Here is a 19516-nt window from a genome sequence, read left to right as displayed (position 1 = left end):
CAAACAGCTGCCGTGGCTAACAAAGAGCTTTCTCAAATTAAAGCTTAAAGACAATTATCAATCTTTTTTGCCAGTTTATGGTCTTTTTCAGTGACCACATCTCCGGCATCATGGGTCGAAAGCCAGACTTCCACCACATTATACGTGTTGGTCCAGCTTGGATGATGATCCATTTTTTCGGCGGCCATCGCCACGCGGGTCATAAAGCCAAAGGCCTCACTAAAGTCCTTAAAGGAGAACTTCCGGTAGAGTTTGTTGTCGTTTTCTGTCCACATAACAAATGTTTTAAAAGATCAGATAATCCTTGTTCTTTATTTTTTCGTTGGTGAGCTCAGTAATCAACTGCACCCCGGGGATCTCCCGCAACCAGGCTTTTACCTGTTCCAGGTACTCATCGGTTACGGTGTCGTTCTTCATCAGCCACAGAAAATCGAGGTGTTTAAATTCCGGCAGCAAAAACTCCCCATCATATAGGTTATTATATAAATAATGACATAACGAGCTATTAGGATCGCGGTATTCATATACCGAAAAAAAGTAGAGCCGCCGTTTCCGCTTGAGTTTTATCTCAATATCATGGTTGATCCGGAAATCCAGCTCCAGTAAATTGTTCAGGTTCCAGCAAAACTTATAATCCTTTACCGTTGTTACGATCCCCAGGAGTTTTGTGTCTTCAAAAAACTCTTCGGTGATCTGCTCGGTATTTAAAGATAATTTTACGGTGGCCATGAATGATCGGTTTTTCCGGTAAGAGCACAACAAAGTAGTCTCTTGCCGAAATGACGCCGTAAAGGTAGCAAATAATGCGCCGGCTGCATGTTCGTTTACGAAAACTCCTGTATAAAGCCGGAGAGCGGCACTTCCTGGGGCAGGCCAAATTTCTTGCGCAGCCGGTACCGGGCTATTTCCACTCCTTTTAACGTAATATTCAGCAGCTGTGCAATTTCTTTTGAGGAAAGGTTCATTTTTACATAGGCGCAGATCTTCATATCGCTGGGCGTCAGCAACGGATAGGCCGCTTTTATCTTATGAAGAAAGTTATTGTGTACCTGGTCAAAATGAATGGAAAACTGGTTCCAGTCGCTTTCTTTTTTTTCTTCTTCCATGATCAGCTTCAGCAGCTTGTTAAAGCCTTTTTTTTCTTCATGGTTACTGATCTTCTTGATGCCGTCAGAAACCTCCTCTTTTATCTTGCCCAGCAACCGGCCTCTTTTATATAAGTGCATGGTAGTGGTGGCCAGCTCTTTGTTCTTATACATCACTTCGGTCTCCAGCCGCTCTTTCTGAAGCTGTATGATCTGCTTATCGCTGCGGTCCCGCTCCAGCTCATGAATATACCGGAGCTGCTCCTGCTCATACTCATACACCTGCTGCTGTTTCCGGAGGCGGCGCTGGTAGATCTTATGCACCAGGAAAAACAGTAGTAACAGCAGTAACAGGTAGCTGCTATAGGCCAGCCAGGTCTGGTACCAGCGCGGAAGTATTTCAAAGGTATACGCCACCGGTGCGCTGATGCGGCCCCTGTGGTCCATTGCTCTTACCTCAAAGGTGTAGCGCCCGTATGGCAGATTGGTATAATCCTTATCTGTTTTTGACGACCAGAGAGAGGCGGTTTCATCAAACCCCTTTAGCTGGTAGCTGTACTGGGTCTTATCGGCATAGGCATAATCATCCGCAGCAAATTCAAAATGAACAGAGCGGTAGCGGGGGAGCAGTTTTAAAAACTGCTCTGTATCCTGCCGGGCAGCCGGTCTTCCTTTTAACATAAAATAGCCATTAAAAAGAACCGAATCATTTTGTCCGATCGTTTGTACTTTGCTGAGCAGAACAGCTATACCGGGTTGTTCCCGCAGGTATTGTTCATAATTAAGGTGCAGGATCCCTTTATAAGAGTTAATAAAAATATTCCTGTCGTTAAACGGGTATATATTCTCAAAACCGGCAATCAGTTGCCCATCCAGCTCTGAAAAATAGTGCACCTTGTTGTGCACTGCCACACCCATTCTTTTTTCGGTAGCAAACCAGATCCTGCCGGCAGCATCCTGGGTCATAAATTTTATGGAAAGTGATCCAAAAACAGGCTGATACCGGGCTGATCGCCGGAACCGGTTACCGGAATCATCCCATTCATAAATTCCCTGCTCCGTGGCAAAAACAATATTCCCGTCTATTTTAAAAACAAAGTTATTATTGTTGCTGGGCAGCCCTTCACGTGTGGTTAGCTGATCCACTGCCATTTCCCGCTCATAACCGGCATCCATCCGGATGCGGTAGATACCCCGGTACGGATGTGAAGCCCAGATCGTATGATGCAGGGAATCCGTTTCAATAAACCGGAGCGATTGTTTAAGAGTGGTCTTAAAGGAAAGATCACGACGAAGCCCCCCATTTTTCGGTATAAACAGCTCTATGCCGGCATAGGTGCCCGCAACCACTTTTTGCTGTCCCGGTATCGTACGGTAAAGCCAGGTACCCCCGATCCCATTGTTCAGCAATTGCGCCCGGCCGTTTTTTACCATAAAAGCCCCGTCATTCATACCAATCAATACCTGGTTTGCCGGCGTACTGATGCTCCATACCTGCCCGGCCGTAGGGCCGAGTCTTTGAAACTCATTTTGTGAAAAGCTTTGATCGGCCAACTCCGGAACGGAAAGCTTTGTGAAATAGGCCCCATCAGAAGTTCCGATATATAAATTGCCTTCATGCACGGCAGCGGTATAGGCCGCAACGGGAACTTTTGCATCAGGACTGATCAACTGGAGCGGGGCATCATAATTGATCAGGTCAATCCCCTCATCCAGCCCCACCCAAAGCGCCGATCGCCGGTCCTTAAACAGCGCTAGCACATTATTGTTCTGAAGGCCGTTGTTAACTGAAAAATGGCGCAACAGGGCCCCGGACCGGTCCAGGAAAAAAACGCCCCCCGAAACCGTACCCACGGCATACGATGCTTCATCTATTTTACAGGCGGTATATATCTGGGCTTTTTTAACCAGCGGGTTCACCGGCAGGGGTGTCAGCCGGTTATCCCGGAGCAAAAAAATACCCTCGCGTAGTGTAACCACCAGCAGTGAATCCCGGCCAAATGTCAGCATGGAGGTAATGACCGATTTTTTCAGATCATTCCCGTTGAGCGGCTGCCATTGCTGATCCCTGAACACTACCAGCCCGTTCTCATCGTTTTTCGCATACAGCAATCCGTGGCCGGCCTCCAGGAAATCCCACCTGGACTGATGGGGGGTGGAAAAAACGGTTACCTTGTTGTTTCTGAGATCCAGCCGGTATATTTTATTATATGTTCTGAAAAAAATGCAGTTCTCAAACAATACGATCTTCCATATATCTCCAAATAAGCGGTCTTCCGGCCTGATCTGCTCAACTAATGAATGATATACCAGATTGCCGGCCTGATCCGGAAAGAAATAACCAAACTCCCCCTGCCCTCCTATATATATTTTATCATCAGCGGCAATCAATAAGGACCTGACAATGGTTTTATTAGGAAGCTTATATAGTTTCCATTCCTTGCCATTGTAGGACAGCAGCCCCGAGTTATTGGCAAAATAAAGGGTTCCGAAACGGTCCTGTGCTGCCTGCCAGGTTTGTGCACCCGCGCCTATTGATTTATGAGAAAAATTGACGGTATTGGGCAACCCGATAATGTTTTGAGCAGCCACAAGCAAGGGAAAAAGTACAAAAAAGCAAGCTGATAATTTTTTCAAAAGTTCAAGGTCTTGTTTTTAATCGTTAAAGATCGTTCTTTTTCTACAACTGCTTTTGTGGGGATTTAAACAATTGATAATCAATAATGTTTTTTCCGTATGTAGTGTAGATGTAGGGCCAGCGGATTTTATAAACAGCCCTTTCTATTGCATTTTTGTAAGCGCATTATTATTGCCTGCGGGGAGCTTTTGCCAGCAATTGAAAACAAAACGCGTACGCTTCATGTATGTTTCAGAAAATGATTGCCTGCTCTTCCGGGTTTAAAAAGTTGGCCATTTATTAATATTTAAATGTTATGAGTAAATTTTCAGGGTTTCTTTTGGGACTTGTTCTGTTTTGTAACCTGGCGGCGGCGCAGGCGGGAAAAATTACCGGCAAAGTGGTAAATGAAACGGAGGAGCCGCTGGCCGGAGCCACCGTAATGGTAGTGGAAACAGGAATGAGTACACAAACAGATGAAAAAGGGATCTTTTCAGTTGTGGCCAATGCCAGCCAGCAATTGCAGGTATCTTATATTGGTTATGAGACGCAACTGCACACCATCGGAGCAACGCAGGATATCCGGATCGTAATGCGCGTGGAAAATGACCGGAAACTGGAAACTGTGGTTGTTACGGCCCTTGGATTGAAACGGCAGAGCCGCTCGCTGGGCTACTCCACACAGGAGGTAAAGGGCAACACCCTGCAAACCGTTAAAGGCATTGATGTGGGGACCTCCCTCACCGGAAAAGTTTCGGGTCTTATGGTAAAGAACAGCGCGGAATTTCTATCGGAACCCGAACTAACGCTGCGTGGTGAAAAACCACTTTTAGTAATCGATGGGATCCCTTATGGCAACATGACATTAAGAGATGTTCCTGCCGATGATATCGAATCCATTAACTTTCTGAAGGGAGCTACCGCTTCCGCATTGTATGGAGAAAGGGGAGGAAGCGGGGCCATAATGATCACCACCAAAAGAGGCGGCGGCCAGAAAGGGCTGGCAGTAACATTAAACAGCAGCACCCTGTTTGAAGCAGGCTACCTGGCTATACCGGAAATGCAAAGCAGGTACGGCCGGGTGGTAAATACCGCAACCAACGCCTATGTCCGGTCTGCAGACGGCTCCTGGGGGCCGCCACTCGATGGCCGGGAAGTGACCCAGTGGGACCCTGTCAGCAAAACCATGAAGCCCATGCCCTTTTTGCCAACCGGTAAAGACAACTTTAAAAATTTCCAGCAACAGGGCTATATCTTAAATAATAACCTGAGCATCGTCCAAACCGGGGACCTGGGTAGCCTGAGGGCCTCCGCATCCTGGATGGAAAACAAAGGCACTTATCCCAATGCCCGTTTTGATAAGATCACTTACAGTGTTGGCGGTGATATAAAGATCAACCGGTTCTCCCTTTCAACAACCCTTTCCTATAATAACCACGCTTCACCCAATATCGGGTTTAACGGATATACGGGGTATGACCCGATGTACAGTATGCTGGTATGGGGATCTCCGGACTGGGATATCAGGGATTATAAGGATTACTGGCTGGTGCCGAATGAAGTGCAGAACAGCAGCTATACCGCGGGAAATAACAACCCCTACTTCGACCGCTATGAGCGGCTTCACCCTTATAAAAAAGACATTTTCAATGGTCAGCTTACATTGAACTACGAATTTACCGACTGGCTCAAAGCAATGGTAAGAACGGGATATGATACTTATAGCAATAAGCAGGAAGTACGGGTATCCAAAGGTTCTTTCCAGGGAGGGGGCAGCAGTAAGGTACTGGCCGGCGGTACCGAGATCTGGGGCGAGTCGCAGAAAGGTTCCTACAATATTGGTATCGGCCGTGGATTCAGCACCAACACGGACGCTATGCTGATGGCGCAAAAAAAATGGAGCGATTTTTCCTTTGACGGGTTTCTTGGAACTTCCGTTTTTTACAAACAGGACGAAGGAATGGAAGCCCGTACCCAAAGCGGCCTGTCCATTCCCGCCTACTATTCGTTAAAAGCATCTGTTGGTCCAGCCAGCGTGGCCTCCCTTATTTCGAAAAAGCAGGTCAACAGCATTTACGGAAAGCTGGGTGCCGGCTGGCGCAACCTGGCCTTTATTGAAGGAACATTCCGGAACGACTGGGCATCTACCCTTTCCAAAGATACCCGCTCCTTCTTTTATCCCAGCGTGGCCGGAAGTTTTATACCCAGTGAACTGCTTCCCCGCAATAACTGGCTCTCTTACTGGAAGTTAAGAGGATCCTGGACGGCCTACCGCATACCGGCCGACATCTATGATATCAATAATGTATATACCATTGCCACCAATCAATGGGGATCTCTGAGCTCTGCAGCCTTTCCTACCAGCATCCGCCCCTCCAACATCTTCTCCGAAGGGTCTGCCACAACCGAATTGGGTACCGACCTCAGTTTCCTGCGCAACCGCATTCACCTTGATGTGGCCCTGTACCGCAAGCGGGGTTTTGATTATATTGTAAAGGCGCCCATCAGCCCAACCACCGGCTACCAGTACGTTTACACCAACAGCGGGGAAGAACGGACCCGCAAAGGTGTTGAGATCAGCCTGAATGCCACTCCGGTAAAAACAGCCGATTTTTCGTGGAACCTGGGGCTGAACTGGTCGAAATATGCAACCTATTTTACAAAGATCGATACCCAGTACTCTGTAAATAACCGGTCCTGGGCAGACGTGGGCAAACGGGCAGACTATTACCTTATTAATGCCTATCAAACAGACCATGCCGGCAATATGGTATTCAATAACGGCGTGCCCACCTATCAGCCCATTTCCTCTATAGCAGGTTATGCTGATCCCGACTGGATCTGGGGATTTAATACCAGCGTTAACTATAAAAGCCTTTCCTTTGCCGTTTCACTGGATGGAAGAGTTGGCGGCCTGGCACAGTCCGTTACCGAAATGTATATGTGGCGCTCCGGCAACCACCCCCTATCCTTAACAGAAGAGCGTTACCTGGATGCAACCAAGCCGGGCACCAAGAACTACCTGGGGCAGGGCGTAAAAGTGATTTCCGGCAGCATTACCTACGATGCTAATAATAATGTAGTAAGCGATACCCGCGAGTTTGCGCCGAACGATGTTTATACCACCTACAAATCGTACCTGGAAGGGCTTCATAAAGGAACCGCCTGGGGTGGTGCACCTTCTGCAGCCGACCTTTACAGCACTACCTTTTTAAAACTGAGAGAGGTGTCGCTTACTTACCGCCTCCCGGTTGCCTGGACGCAAAAGATCCATTCAAAGGGAGTTTCGGTTGCGGCCATCGGACAGAACCTGGTGTACTGGGCCAAACAATTTAAGTACTCTGATATCGACGGCGGAACAGAAAATTTTACAGATCCGTCTATGCGCTACATCGGGTTGAACATTAAACTTGATTTTTAAATCTTTTTTGATCCTTCTTCATAAAGAATAGATATGAAACAAATACTAAAAAAGACAGGGCTGTTCTGTTTATCCGGCATCCTCCTGCTAAGCTCCTGCAGCAAGTTTGGTGAGATCAATACCAACCCCGATGCAACGGAAAAAGTGAATGCCACCCTGCTGGCCACCAATATTATTTTACAAAACCTGAAATTCCAGGGGCGTGATGCCAAGGCCTATCTTTCTGATAACGGGCTGGCAAAATACATTGCTTATGGCAATGAAACCATTCTTGCCTCCCAGTACAACTACCTGGGTGCAGCGGACTTTGGTCCCATGCTCCTGGTTACAAACGCGGCCAGCATGGTAAATTATGCCGCGGGAAGTGTAATGGAAGATTCCTATAAAGGTCTTGCAAAGTTTTCCCGGGCTTATATGTTTTACAACCTCACTATGCAGGTGGGCGATATTCCTTATAGTGCCACAGGACAGGGAGGCTCGGGGAATATCCGGGTAACCTACGATACACAGGAAGCAGTATTGCTCGGGATCCTGGACGAGCTCAAAGAGGCCGACCAGCATTTTGCCCGGGGGGTTAAGTTCGATGGGGACCCCAGTCCCTATGCCGGCGACCCGGATAAATGGCGCCGCGCTGTTAACGCCTTTTCATTGAAAGTACTGCTATCCCTTAGTCCGAAAGCCGGTACGGCATCGCTTGATATCAAAAACCGTTTTGCCGCCATTGCCAACAGCGGTGCGCTACTGCAAAACAATACCGGTTTCCTCGGGCTTAATTACTCCACCACCAATGTACATCCGCTATCCGGGACCAACGATCTTTTTACCAGCCGTACCATCATCAGCTCCCTGGTCATCAACCAGCTGAAGCAACTGAACGACCGCCGGCTCTATTATTTTGCTGATCCGGCAAAGGCCCAGATCACCAATGGGGTTCCCGAATCGGACCCGGCAGCCTATGTGGGAGCCGATGTATCTGCCGATTATAACGATATTACGGCCAACCTCATTGCCAATAAATATGCGTTGATCAATTCCCGCTATCTCAAAGAAGCAGTGGGTGATCCCCGGATACTGATCTCCTATGCAGAGCAACAGCTGGTACTGGCCGAAGCCCGCATACTGGGCTGGATTACCACCGGCACTGCTAAAGAGTACTATGAATCCGGTGTAAAAGCCGCCCTGGCAACAATGCTGAACGCAAAAGCCTCCTATGCACACGGTATGCCCGTTACACAAGCATATATTGACGGGTATTTTACCGGTGAGGCCGCGTTTAAATCCAACCCCGATGATCAGCTGCAACAGATTTGGGCGCAGCGTTACCTGCTCAATTTTATGCAGGATCCGCGAACAGCCTTCTTCGAATACCGCAGAACAAAATTCCCGGCGTTTCCCATAAACCCCGCTACCTCTTTAAATGAAAATAACAAAAATGCCATCCCGGTACGCTGGTTATATCCTTCGTCTGAGGTCAGTTACAATAAGGCCAACCTGATTGAGGCACTGAACCGCCAGTACAGTGGCGTAGATGAAATCAATAAAGTAATGTGGCTTCTAAAATAAACAGGCAATAAAAAAAGGCTGTATCAAAAGTCGCTGTTTTGTCATGCCGTCCCGATGGCGATCGCATGCGCGTCAGGTTAATTTTTGCTCCGGGAGCTGCAGCGCAGCGCTGATCCTGTTAGTAAACGACAATACGGGTAATAAAGGTGCAGCGCACCGGTAATCATTGCGGTTTGTACAAGCCGTGCACAGGAAATTACCGCCGCGCTGCGGCTACGGGAGGTTTTGGAGGTTCATCGTTATAAGGGTCAACGGCGCGCTGCGCCTGTTTGCCATTAAAAGATGCGATCTTTTTGGCGGCATGGCAATAGCCGTTGATGGCGCTATTTCCCGATCTTCGTGCGAAATGATCAAAATGCCTGTGGCTTTTTCATGGGCGCTTTTAAAACCAGGATTTATGAACAGGTATTTTTTGCTTATTTTCTTATTGGCCGTTTCAGTTGCCAATGCCCAGCCGTCTGAAAAAAAATTGAAAAAGCATATCCATTACCTGGCAGCAGATAATATGAAAGGGCGCCAAACGGGAAGTAAGGAAGTTGAAACAGCTGCAACCTATATTGAACGGTATTTTAAAAAATACGGTCTCACGCCAAAGGGTACAGACGGATACCGCCAGCCCTTTGAAGCAAGGGTTAGGAGAGTGGTGGTCGCGGACAGCATCCGGAAAGCCGCTAATATCATCGGGTTTTTAGATAACGGTGCTGCGTATACCATTGTGGTGGGGGCGCATTACGACCATATCGGGTATGGAGACCTGGGCAATAGTAAAGACTCGCTGAATATTGGCAAAATACATAATGGCGCAGACGATAATGCATCAGGGGTAGCCGGGCTCCTGGAACTTGCCAAACACTATGCTAAAAACAAGATCAAAGAACGGTTCAACCTCCTTTTCATTGCCTTTGGAGCCGAAGAACTGGGGCTGCTGGGTTCAAAATATTTTACAGAGCATCCTACGGTTGCTTTAAATACCATTCAATGGATGCTGAATATGGATATGATCGGGAGATATAACCCAGGCAATGGAGTGGCGGTAATAGGATACGGCACCAGCTCCTGTTTCCCTGAAATTTTTAAAGGAATTACCTCCGATATAAAATTCTATACCGGCAGGGATGGGAACGGCGGTTCGGACCAGACCTCATTTTACAAAAAGAATATCCCCGTGCTGTTTTTTCATACAGGGGGTCACCCCGACTATCACAAAACAGGGGATGATGCAAGTAAAATAGACTTTAAAGCCCTCAAATCTATTTTGGAATTAGAGATCCGGGTTATTGACCGGTCTATGAATGTGCCGAAGATGGATTTTATCTGGACGAATTAAACACCATGAGTTTTTAAACAGAACCGGTGTGAGTTCCGGTTTTTTCACCATTTGGACTTTTTACCGCAAGGGACGCGAGGGACACGCGAAGTACGCTAAGATTTTTATTCCCCCTTCGCGCCCTTTGCGGATTCTTTGCGTTCATTGCGGTTAAGTTCTCACCTGCAAGGGGCGATAATTGTTGGAAAGCCATCGCAAGAGTAGGGAGACCTGCGCGAGATGGGTTTTATTTAACCTTTAATTTCTGCATAATACTTTGATGTTTTTGCAGAAATACTGGAGTGATAATAAAATCATTAATAAGGGGCGGGGGATTCCATTTTGCGCTCATTTGGATACTAATAGGATTAACATTAACAGCATCTTCCGCAAAAAAAGCCTCCTGGTCGTAAGGCACCCCAACAGTAGCACATATTTTTTTCACAATAGCTTCTCTGCTCGGGCCGTTAAAGCTAATTGTATTAAGATCCCGCATGAGGCTGGTTTGCTCGGGCCGGTATAAATTTTCTCTATAATATGCACCATTAAAAGCACTTATCTTTCCGTTATAAACAGGGTACTTAAAAAAGTGTTTCCATTTAACGGTATTGAGATCGTTTTTATCATCAATATTTGCCATATATGGCAAGCGAGACAATGGGTAGTTATTTGCAACAGCTTCTTCAATATACTCATCTCCCAGAGCCGCAAAGCTATGACCGATTTCATGTACCGCAACGTATTTGGAATATTTGTTGGTGGATGCCACGGCAACACTACCTCCCGAGCCCCCGTATTGATCCTCATTTACCACTAAAAGCACAATGTGCTCCTTGTTTGCCGGTACCGCTTTACGAGCGTAAACCATACAGGAATCGTAACTGCCGGTTACTAAAAGCCGGTCGGTTGGACCGTAAAAATAGGACCCAAAAGTTGTTCGTCCCGGCACCATATTTCCCTGGGCCGCCCCCCGGTTGGCGGAGACTGCATATACAATATAAACATTAAAATATTTACGATATTGCTTAAACGGGGCTACAGTAAAAAGGTATTCTACCAGCTCTTTTGCTTTACTATCAAAATATCCATCCTTTTTTAAATCCTCAGTCACAAAGCCATCGCCCAATATCACAAGGTTTACTGCATTTTCTCCAACATAGGACAATCTATTTACATCCCCGTTTAGATGAAAGTCAAGAATCTCCGTTTTAAAACTCACCTGTTCGCCATAAACCGTTCCTGTGCTGTTAGTGGCATAGGCCCGCACATAGTAAACTGTATTTTCCGTTAATCCTGTTACACCGATATTAAAGACACCCATGCCGTTACCTGCAACCGTTTTCTTGTTGTTACCAATGGTTGGGTTGGGGCTGGTGCTATAACATACCCCGCGCTCAGTATATGCGGGCGTTCCCGCATTCGTAATATTTCCCCCAAAGGTTGCCGTTCTGAAGCTGATATTGCTTACGGCTTCAGTAGTAAGCACAGGCGGTACAAAAGGATTGGTCTTAAAACTTACCTGTTCGCCATACACCGTTCCGGCACTGTTAACGGCGTAGGCCCGCACATAATAGATTTTGTTTTCCGTTAACCCGGTTACAATGACACTGAAGTTTCCCGTTCCGGAACCGGCAACAATATCCTTATTATCGGCGGTTGTAGGATTTTCGGCGGTACCATAGCACACTCCCCGTTCAGTGTATGCAGGCACCCCGGCATTGGCAATATTACCGCCCACAGTTGCTGAGCTGGTGGTAATATCTGCTGCGGCATTCGTGACAAGCGAGGGCAAAACGAATGCATTGGTTTTAAAACTCACCTGTTCTCCATAAACCGTTCCGTCACTGTTAACCGCATAGGCCCGCACATAATAGGTTGTGTTCTCCGTTAATCCTGTTACAATGACACTGAAGTTTCCTGTTCCGGAACCGACAACAACATGCTTATTATTAGCTGTTGTAGGCTTTTCGGTGGTAGCATAGCATATGCCACGTTCGGTGTATGCCGGCGTTCCGGCATCTGTAATGTTTCCGCCAAGGGTAGCTGTTGTGATCGAAACATTAACTACATTCGTTGTAAGAACCGGAAGAATTTTTATGATCTTCCTGTCATCGGTCTTTTTACAGGAAATGAACAAAGAAAGAATCATCAGCCCCAAAAAAAAATTGGTTTTCATTTTAATTGTTTTGATTGAATGAATGCGCACAAACAGGGAGACCTGTGCGGGAGAGATCGTTGATGTATTTTGTTCATAATTTCTATTAACCTTCGCTATGGTTCGTATCCTTCACAAGACTTTTGATTACAATGCATGAGGAAACGTACCGGAGCGGGAATATTTCTTTCCGTCCTTATTGTATCTTATAGCAAACAAGGACTTTTCTGTCATTTTGTAATTGGAGACAAAACAAACAACGGCGGAAACAGTGATTATATCTAATGGTCAAGAAGTTTGAATGGAATTTCAAATTTCATTTCAGGTCTAAAAATTCCTCCAAAGAATGATTGGGTTTTAACGCTTTTATCAAACAAATTTCCGCTTGTAAATAGCAGCTCTATATTCAAAACAGAACCTTCGGTTTTACGAAACATTTCAGTAGTGAATTTTTGGGGTATACTTGTAAAAATTCCGAATGCTGTTATTAAAGATTGATTTTGATTTAAGCCTTTGTCAAACGGCATATTATATTTCCCGAAAACGTGAGCGCCTAAATTTCGTTTCTTATTCATAATATAAAAGTCCGCAAATGGACTAAGTGTGAAAGTTTGATTTTTAAAATCATTTTCATCAAACGCATTTAATCGTGTTGTGATTTTTTTTGTTGAATCGGCAGCATTTTCATAAGTCTCAAATTCAACCGCTTTTAAATTCTCATTGTCTATTTTATTCGCCAATGAAAAAGCTGCTCCAATTTTTAAGTAGCTGTTTCCTGTGCTCCTCTTTTTAAATTTAGGATTTATATAATGGTGTATATTGTAACTTAACTCTCCAGAAAATCCGCCCTGCGCTCCTTTCAGCAATGTATCATTTTGTGATGGAGAATAAATATTGTATGACTTGAAAATACCATCTGCTTTGAAGCTAATCCAAGTAACACATTTTGCATTCCATTCTATTTTACTATATAATGAATCATAAGCATTGCTTTTGTTTAAATTGTAATTACCGTAGCTATCTAAAATACAATTAATGCAACTATCTGCATAAAAATGATATATATTCTTACCAAGCACTTTATCCAATTGCAATGAGAATATGCCTTTAAAGTTTGCTCTATTCCAATTAGAAAAATCTACCGGTTGGTCTAATTTTGCTGTTGCACCTATTTGAAGAGAAAGACTGTTTGCTGAATTTAAAGTTTGAACAAAACTTTGAATAGTAGGGTTAAACAAATTTAGAGCTACTTTTGATTGTTTTAGTTTACCGCTTTCCCCTCCCATCAAATAAGAGGCATCTCTTATCACTAAAGCATCAAAATCATCGGAAGGTATCATTTTATGATTACACTCAATTTCAAAATCAATATGACTTAATTTAGGTTTTGGGATTATGATAGTGTTTAGGTAGTCAGTATAGATTTCTGTAATTTTTTCAGCAACAATTGGATTACGACTACTATCTATATTTAACATTTGATTTGGCTTAGATACAATGATTAACTGATACATTATCCAACGGGATAAATTAATCGGATTTATTCTATTGCATTGTTCTTGGTAAAATGAGATATTATCATTATCTCTTCTGCATACGATTAAATACTCATGCCCATCAGATGATTTTTCACTTGTATAACCAATATGATATTCTTGGTTTTTTATTTTTGTAATAAGCGCATGCAAGCGTATATCACTTGCATCTAATGCTCTTCTCAAATTATTAAACAATGCTGAATCTATTGAAATGGATTTGAAAAATTGTTTTATGTACCTACAGGCAGAATCTTTGTCAGTTATTCTAATGCCGGAGCCATTAAATGTTTGCCCCAAACCTCCAACAGAAATCATCAGCAATCCAATTGCAAAAAGCAGTTTTGTTTTCATTGCTATCTATTTTTTTGAAATTTTATTGCCAATCCAGGCTACTACATCGTCAGAAATCCTGACCCCCCAATTTCCTCTGCGGGTATCCCGGCCATGATGTATTGCCACAACTTTGAAAACGCCATCTGCTTCATACCACAATGGCGCACCACTATCTCCACTTACCGTACATAATTTTGGATATGCTACCGCAGTTTTATCTATACGACCTCCTCCTCCTTTTTCATCATTGAAAATTAGCGACCTGGCGCTGCAGGTTTTATCCACAAGCGTTTCCGGCACATCACAGGGAAAGCCTGTCACGTGCACATCCACATCCCTTCCGATTAGAGTTTTAAAATCACTTATTTCAAAAGCTGAGTGTTCTAAGCCTCTAATCTTATCTTTACCTTGTTTTGTTAATACCAGTATCGCTATGTCCTTATACTTTTTTGCGAAAAGCGATCGTGGGTAGTGATAAATTCTAAAATCCTTACGGCTAAAAGAACTATCCGCTTTTCCCCGTCCCAGAAAGACGATTCTATAAATAAAGAGGCTTTTAAGCAAACAATGATTAGCTGTTATTAAAACGGAATCATTAATAAATGAGGCTGTTCCAACCCCTTTACAAATCCCCAAATTGTACCATCGAGATACCTGTATCTTACAAATCGCATTATTGGGCCTTTTCTTTAAATCTTCTCCTATAATGTTTATCCTTTTATCTTTCAGAGCATCAGGCATGCAGACGCATTTCTGTCCGCTGACTGTCGCAGCAAACAATAACAAGGTTCCTGTAAACAAAATTTCGGCTCTCATAATTTTAATTTTTAAAGGTTGCTTCCTTACTCAAAATCCCCCCTTTGCCATCCGGGTATTATATAAACACCTTATATATCATCAGCTCTGCGCTGTTTTTACACTCCAGCTTCCGCATCAGGTTTTTGCGATGGGTCTTTACCGTGTCCAGCGCTATGTTGAGCTCTACCGCTACCTGCTTATTGGACGGGGACGTATGAGCAGGCGCAGGATCTCTTTTTCCCGTACAGACAGCGTATCAAACAAGGGCTGCCGGATGCGGATCATTTTTTTTGCCAGGTCGATCTTGCTCCGGTCGTTTACCAGGAGGGTGGCAATATCTTCCACACGGATATCGATGGTCACTCTTAAAATATCGTTACTGCTCAGGCGCTCTATTTTCCACCGGGGTTCCATTTGTAAGGTTTTGGTTTTATCTGGTTGATATGGCCAACGTTTCCCGCAGATCACCCAGATTTACGCAGGAATACAGGTTTTATACTTCGTCTTTGCTCTGTATCGTCTTTGCTCAGCAGGAACTGTATCCGAATTTTCAAACAATCTCATAAGCAGTTAGTCCGGGTCATCATTCCTGTTCAAAAGTATTTTTTGCCGCGTCTACCTGCAATACCCCCTGGTGGGTATTTTGTGGGTATGCTTCCTTTTATACTCAATGCTAAGATACTATTGCGTGCTGCCGGGTTTGGAAGCCATTGAGCGAGGCCGGGCGTTTAACGGATGAAGTGCAGGATCCGGTGTGTAAAAAGCCCGTAGGGGAATGCAGAACATTAAATATCCAATGTAAAATGTAGAATTGCGTTCTATAAAAGCGGAAGTTTCCGTTCTTTAATGGAGCATTCCTTTTACCGCAAAGTGCGCGATGGGTCCGCAACGGCCGCAATGGTGGGCTCCTGCGGTTGAACATCCTGGCGAACCTCGCGAAATCCTGGCGTTCCTTGCGGTTAAAACCGGACTACAAAAGAATTTTGATACCCACAAAGGGTGATTTTTTGCCTCTGAGAAAAGGATTTTTGGTGCTTGCATTTTTCAATTGTAACTTCCTGTATAGATTAAAAGCCAAACCATGTACTGCGTATACCCCTTTGACTCCAATATACCAATGGCACCGTTGATCATTAAAAACAAGGGTTCTGCTCAATATGCTCTTAGGCCTGAGTGCTGCCGCCATAATTTTATGCTGAGCAAGGGATATATTTCGTCAGGCTGCTCTGTATAAAAGCTGAATCGATTGGCCATGAAAAGCACCCTGATTGATCCTGGCAGAACTATATGTATTTCCTTAAACCTTTAAAACAATTGTTATGAAGAAAATTTTTGCAGGCCTCACTTTTATTGTATTTTTCATACTGCTGTCCTGGCCTATGAAATCTTTGTGCCAGGCATCATTAACCATATTTTCAGGCCTTCCAAAGAATGAAGAAATAACGTTGAATTTTGGAAACCCTAAAATTACAACGCGCCTGTCAAAAAAATGGAAATACTATTATACATCCAAAGAACTGGAAAAAGCTTTGGACGGTTTTCATGCACATTTTAAATATAAAAATAAAGACACCGAACTGGACGCTACGCATGATCAGATCAAAGTAAGCGATTTGACCAAGCTATACAACTCTTTAAATATGGCAGATAAACCCAATTCGATCGGCCTGTTAAAAATGATATTCGGCAGAGTTAATAAAAAATTGGTCATATTTTACCAGCCCGTAGCTTTTACCCGTATCGGTGATAAAAGACGTAAATTTAGCATTGATGAACATCCAACGAACGCCTATTATTGGATTAATCCGGACAGCAATAAATTTGAGGAATTTTTAGATACCGCAAAAAGAGACTCAATAATTAGAAATTATACCAACTCTTCTGATATGTATATTATACATAATACAGATAGCACAAAGGATATTACTCAATTTGTTGGGGCTTATACTCCAAGCAGAACAAGGCTTGAAAAAGAAGAAGAAGATGTAAGCTACTGTCTTTTTACATTTAGCCATCTTACGCAAATGATGAAACGACTAAAAATTAAAAATGAAGGTGATCCGGCCATTACATTTTCAATTGTTGCATCGAATTACTTCTACTGGGGCGGAAAAAACAGGACGAAAGCCAAGAACCACAAACTACACGTTATAGCCCATTATAACCTTGATGGTAAAGGCAACAAACCTATAACCATCGGAGCTAAGAACTACGGGGCCGATTTTACGCAAATGCCTCCGGAAGGAGTAAAAACTATTAATTTAAATGCAGCAAAATAGTTACTTAAGGAATTAATTTATGCTCTCGTTTAACGCACTATTAGGCCTGATCAGCGAGTTAATTGCGTTGTTAGCAGGGCTGGTCTGCTACCGCCTGCTAAACAAACCGTTTAAATTGTTGCTCCTGTATGTGGCCATCACCTGCACGGTAGAGTTGCTGGGACTTTTTACAACAAGGGCAGGGATAAATATTTTTTGGACCTATAACTTATATTTAGTTGCCGACAACCTGCTGCAGTTGAAAATAATAAAAGGATTGGTCCCGAATAATTTTGTAAGGAAAACAAGCAATGGGTTTGCAGCCCTGTTTATGATCGTATGGGCGCTTAATACCGTATGGGCAAAGGGGGTAAACGGGTATTTAAAATTTGCCTTTATTGCGGATTTCCTGTTTTTGCTTATTGGATTTATTATCCTGCTGTACTTTTATGCAATGCAAGAGCGCGGACCCTTATACAGAGGAGCGGTTTTTTGGTTATGTGTGGGCTCCATTTTATTTTACGGATGCAGCTTTGTCTATTTTTCTGTGCGGGATTATTTACCGGTTTATCTGGATAGGGATCAAAACAGGATATTGCTGGTGTGCCTCAATTATATAACGGCAATCCGGTATCTTTTTATAGGTTATGCATTCTTCCTGTTTCGCAATAGTGATAAAAAACAACATTGGTCAAATGCAGGTTAGCGGCTTTTTTTCTGCCATTATTGCCATTACACTGGTGATATTTGTACTTGTAATAGGTATCGTAGCCGTTATCCTCCTTGCCCGCAGGCAAAAACTATCGCAACAGTTGAAGGAGGCGCAGCTGCAAACCCGTATTACCGATGTAAGCTTTGCCGCACTGAGCAGTCAGATGAACCCGCATTTTATTTTTAACTGTCTTAACAGTATCCGTTTATACACGGAGCAAAACAACGGCGAGGCGGCGGGCGAATACCTGGGTATGTTTGCCCGCCTCATACGCGTTACCCTGCACAATGCCCGCAGGGAAAAAGTAACCCTGAGCGAGGAGATCGATACCCTGGCGCTCTACCTTAAATTAGAAGCCATGCGATTTAAAGAAAAACTGGCCTATGAACTGCTGGTAGACGATCAGGTGGACAGCGAGTTTATAGAAATACCGCCCATGCTGGTGCAGCCCTATATTGAAAACGCCATCTGGCACGGGCTGATGCACCGGAAGGAGGGCGGCGCCATCAAAATCGGCTTTTTGCAGGTGGCAGACAATGCCGTATTGCAAATAACCGTTGAGGACAACGGCATCGGAAGGGAGCGATCTGCCGCAATAAAGACAGCGGCTGCCGGACAGCCGCATAAATCCTACGGCACACAAATAACCGGGGAGCGCATTGCACTGATCAACGAAAAATATGGTATGGGCGCCACAGTAACCACTACCGATTTATATGATACGAATAACCGGCCGGCCGGCACATTGGTAACTATTAAACTTCCGCTGAATGAACCCGCAACTGACCGCCCTATTGGTGGATGATGAAAAAGACAGCACCGATCTGCTGGCGCTGCAGCTGGGCCGGCATTGCCCGCAGCTGCAGATATTGGGCGCAGAGAACGACCCGGAGCAGGCATTGTCTGCCATTATTGCCTTACAGCCCCGGCTGCTTTTTTTGGACATTGAAATGCCGCGGCTGAACGGCTTCCAGCTATTGGAAAAGCTGGCCCCTTTTCGTCCCGCGGTTATTTTTGTGACGGCGTATAATCAATATGCCATCCGGGCCTTCCGGTACAATGCGCTGGACTACCTGGTAAAGCCGGTGCTGGCTACCGACCTGATGGCAGCAGTAGATAAAGCCGTTGCCGCAGGCGCGCCCTCTGATGCCCAGCTTGGCCTGGTACAGCGCCAGGTGCTGGGCGATGCCATTACCAAAATTGCCGTTTCTACCCAAACAGGCATTTCATTTATCAGCTTAAGCGAGATTGTATATGCCGAAGCCAGCAGTAATTACTCCGTATTTCTGCTGGAAAATGGCTCCCGCTTTATAGTGTCTAAAACGCTGAAAGAAGTACAGGACCTTTTAGAAGAAGCGCATTTTTTTCGTATTCATCGCCAATACATCATTAATCTTAACAAGATAAAACACTTTGACCGGGTGGATTTTATTATTACCCTTGATAACAATGTGCAGCTGCCGGTTGCCCGCGCGCAAAAAGAAAAGCTGCTGGCCCGCTTTGGCAAATTGTAGCGGATAAAGGAAATTACAATATCCCCTTCCGGAGGGGGACGGTCTGCGGACTAAAAGCATTTCTTCTATAAGGGTAGGAGTACGTCCACCCCCTTCAGCTGCCTGCTATCAACTTTTAGCTATAAGCCTTCAGCCCGAAGCAGAGAGATATGAACCCCCAAACTTCGCATTTACGTCAGGTCAAGAAAGACTATTTTGACATAAAATGCTCAGGCA

Annotated in this window: 15 protein-coding genes; 7 read left to right on the top strand and 8 right to left on the bottom strand. The window is 44.6% G+C overall.

The window, feature by feature from the left end; genetic code table 11:
- Window positions 1-44 precede the first annotated feature (44 nt).
- From GGU45_RS07430 to GGU45_RS07420, 3 genes are all read right to left on the bottom strand, one after another.
- Complete coding sequence (locus GGU45_RS07430) at window positions 45-275, bottom strand: 4a-hydroxytetrahydrobiopterin dehydratase (protein WP_435223432.1); 231 nt, start codon at window positions 273-275, stop codon at window positions 45-47.
- A gap of 10 nt (window positions 276-285) precedes the next feature.
- Complete coding sequence (locus tag GGU45_RS07425; RefSeq protein WP_231005670.1) at window positions 286-729, bottom strand: IPExxxVDY family protein; 444 nt, start codon at window positions 727-729, stop codon at window positions 286-288.
- Window positions 730-824: 95 nt separating this feature from the next.
- A complete protein-coding gene (locus GGU45_RS07420; RefSeq protein WP_435223429.1) occupies window positions 825-3722 on the bottom strand; it encodes a triple tyrosine motif-containing protein in 2898 nt (965 codons plus the stop codon).
- Between the two features lie 296 nt (window positions 3723-4018).
- Here GGU45_RS07420 and GGU45_RS07415 point away from each other — a divergent pair, with 296 nt between their 5' ends.
- The 3 genes from GGU45_RS07415 to GGU45_RS07405 all read left to right on the top strand — a co-directional run bounded on the left by GGU45_RS07415 (window position 4019) and on the right by GGU45_RS07405 (window position 10013).
- Window positions 4019-7123, top strand: a complete 3105-nt coding sequence (locus tag GGU45_RS07415) for a SusC/RagA family TonB-linked outer membrane protein (RefSeq protein WP_435223428.1) — start codon at window positions 4019-4021, stop codon at window positions 7121-7123.
- A 33-nt stretch (window positions 7124-7156) separates the two neighbouring features.
- The gene (locus GGU45_RS07410; RefSeq protein WP_435223426.1) at window positions 7157-8686 is read left to right on the top strand and encodes a SusD/RagB family nutrient-binding outer membrane lipoprotein; all 1530 of its coding nucleotides are present in this window, start codon (window positions 7157-7159) and stop codon (window positions 8684-8686) included.
- A 397-nt stretch (window positions 8687-9083) separates the two neighbouring features.
- Window positions 9084-10013, top strand: a complete 930-nt coding sequence (locus tag GGU45_RS07405; protein WP_435223424.1) for a M20/M25/M40 family metallo-hydrolase — start codon at window positions 9084-9086, stop codon at window positions 10011-10013.
- 226 nt (window positions 10014-10239) lie between these two features.
- Here GGU45_RS07405 and GGU45_RS07400 read toward each other — a convergent pair whose 3' ends face one another.
- The 5 genes from GGU45_RS07400 to GGU45_RS07380 all read right to left on the bottom strand — a co-directional run bounded on the left by GGU45_RS07400 (window position 10240) and on the right by GGU45_RS07380 (window position 15230).
- Window positions 10240-12168 carry a M64 family metallopeptidase gene (locus GGU45_RS07400; RefSeq protein WP_435223422.1) on the bottom strand — a complete coding sequence of 643 codons (1929 nt, stop codon included), beginning with the start codon at window positions 12166-12168 and terminating at the stop codon, window positions 10240-10242.
- A gap of 260 nt (window positions 12169-12428) precedes the next feature.
- Window positions 12429-14036, bottom strand: a complete 1608-nt coding sequence (locus tag GGU45_RS07395; protein WP_435223421.1) for a hypothetical protein — start codon at window positions 14034-14036, stop codon at window positions 12429-12431.
- Between the two features lie 6 nt (window positions 14037-14042).
- Entirely contained in the window at window positions 14043-14834 is a 792-nt protein-coding gene (locus tag GGU45_RS07390; protein ID WP_435223419.1) for a trypsin-like serine peptidase, read from the bottom strand.
- 58 nt (window positions 14835-14892) lie between these two features.
- Window positions 14893-14985, bottom strand: coding sequence for a LuxR C-terminal-related transcriptional regulator (locus GGU45_RS07385; protein ID WP_435223949.1), 93 nt, complete (start codon window positions 14983-14985; stop codon window positions 14893-14895).
- A gap of 20 nt (window positions 14986-15005) precedes the next feature.
- Entirely contained in the window at window positions 15006-15230 is a 225-nt protein-coding gene (locus GGU45_RS07380) for a hypothetical protein (RefSeq protein WP_435223417.1), read from the bottom strand.
- Window positions 15231-16135: 905 nt separating this feature from the next.
- On the opposite strand from GGU45_RS07380, the gene GGU45_RS07375 reads away from it, so the two are divergent.
- The 4 genes from GGU45_RS07375 to GGU45_RS07360 are packed head-to-tail and all read left to right on the top strand — an operon-like array spanning window position 16136 to window position 19300.
- Entirely contained in the window at window positions 16136-17095 is a 960-nt protein-coding gene (locus GGU45_RS07375) for a hypothetical protein (RefSeq protein WP_435223415.1), read from the top strand.
- A 19-nt stretch (window positions 17096-17114) separates the two neighbouring features.
- Window positions 17115-17780, top strand: a complete 666-nt coding sequence (locus GGU45_RS07370; RefSeq protein WP_435223413.1) for a hypothetical protein — start codon at window positions 17115-17117, stop codon at window positions 17778-17780.
- A complete protein-coding gene (locus GGU45_RS07365; protein ID WP_435223411.1) occupies window positions 17770-18591 on the top strand; it encodes a sensor histidine kinase in 822 nt (273 codons plus the stop codon). The genes GGU45_RS07370 and GGU45_RS07365 overlap by 11 nt, the downstream gene beginning before the upstream one ends.
- Window positions 18557-19300: a LytR/AlgR family response regulator transcription factor gene (locus GGU45_RS07360; RefSeq protein WP_435223409.1), complete on the top strand. Its 744-nt coding sequence runs from the start codon at window positions 18557-18559 to the stop codon at window positions 19298-19300. The genes GGU45_RS07365 and GGU45_RS07360 overlap by 35 nt, the downstream gene beginning before the upstream one ends.
- Window positions 19301-19516 lie beyond the last annotated feature (216 nt).

The sequence above is a fragment of the Niabella hirudinis genome (assembly GCF_051201075.1).
Taxonomy (GTDB): domain Bacteria; phylum Bacteroidota; class Bacteroidia; order Chitinophagales; family Chitinophagaceae; genus Niabella; species Niabella hirudinis.
The sequence above is the reverse complement of the archived record's forward strand: the minus strand, read 5'-3'. Positions and strand labels throughout refer to the sequence as shown.

What these genes read in the sequence shown, in the direction of transcription:
- GGU45_RS07430 (WP_435223432.1), bottom strand. Translation starts at nt 275, where the DNA reads ATGTGGACAGAAAACGACAACAAACTCTACCGGAAGTTCTCCTTTAAG.
- GGU45_RS07425 (WP_231005670.1), bottom strand. Translation starts at nt 729, where the DNA reads ATGGCCACCGTAAAATTATCTTTAAATACCGAGCAGATCACCGAAGAG.
- GGU45_RS07415 (WP_435223428.1), top strand. Translation starts at nt 4,019, where the DNA reads ATGAGTAAATTTTCAGGGTTTCTTTTGGGACTTGTTCTGTTTTGTAAC.
- GGU45_RS07410 (WP_435223426.1), top strand. Translation starts at nt 7,157, where the DNA reads ATGAAACAAATACTAAAAAAGACAGGGCTGTTCTGTTTATCCGGCATC.
- GGU45_RS07405 (WP_435223424.1), top strand. Translation starts at nt 9,084, where the DNA reads ATGAACAGGTATTTTTTGCTTATTTTCTTATTGGCCGTTTCAGTTGCC.
- GGU45_RS07400 (WP_435223422.1), bottom strand. Translation starts at nt 12,168, where the DNA reads ATGAAAACCAATTTTTTTTTGGGGCTGATGATTCTTTCTTTGTTCATT.
- GGU45_RS07395 (WP_435223421.1), bottom strand. Translation starts at nt 14,036, where the DNA reads ATGAAAACAAAACTGCTTTTTGCAATTGGATTGCTGATGATTTCTGTT.
- GGU45_RS07390 (WP_435223419.1), bottom strand. Translation starts at nt 14,834, where the DNA reads ATGAGAGCCGAAATTTTGTTTACAGGAACCTTGTTATTGTTTGCTGCG.
- GGU45_RS07380 (WP_435223417.1), bottom strand. Translation starts at nt 15,230, where the DNA reads ATGGAACCCCGGTGGAAAATAGAGCGCCTGAGCAGTAACGATATTTTA.
- GGU45_RS07375 (WP_435223415.1), top strand. Translation starts at nt 16,136, where the DNA reads ATGAAGAAAATTTTTGCAGGCCTCACTTTTATTGTATTTTTCATACTG.
- GGU45_RS07370 (WP_435223413.1), top strand. Translation starts at nt 17,115, where the DNA reads ATGCTCTCGTTTAACGCACTATTAGGCCTGATCAGCGAGTTAATTGCG.
- GGU45_RS07365 (WP_435223411.1), top strand. Translation starts at nt 17,770, where the DNA reads ATGCAGGTTAGCGGCTTTTTTTCTGCCATTATTGCCATTACACTGGTG.
- GGU45_RS07360 (WP_435223409.1), top strand. Translation starts at nt 18,557, where the DNA reads ATGAACCCGCAACTGACCGCCCTATTGGTGGATGATGAAAAAGACAGC.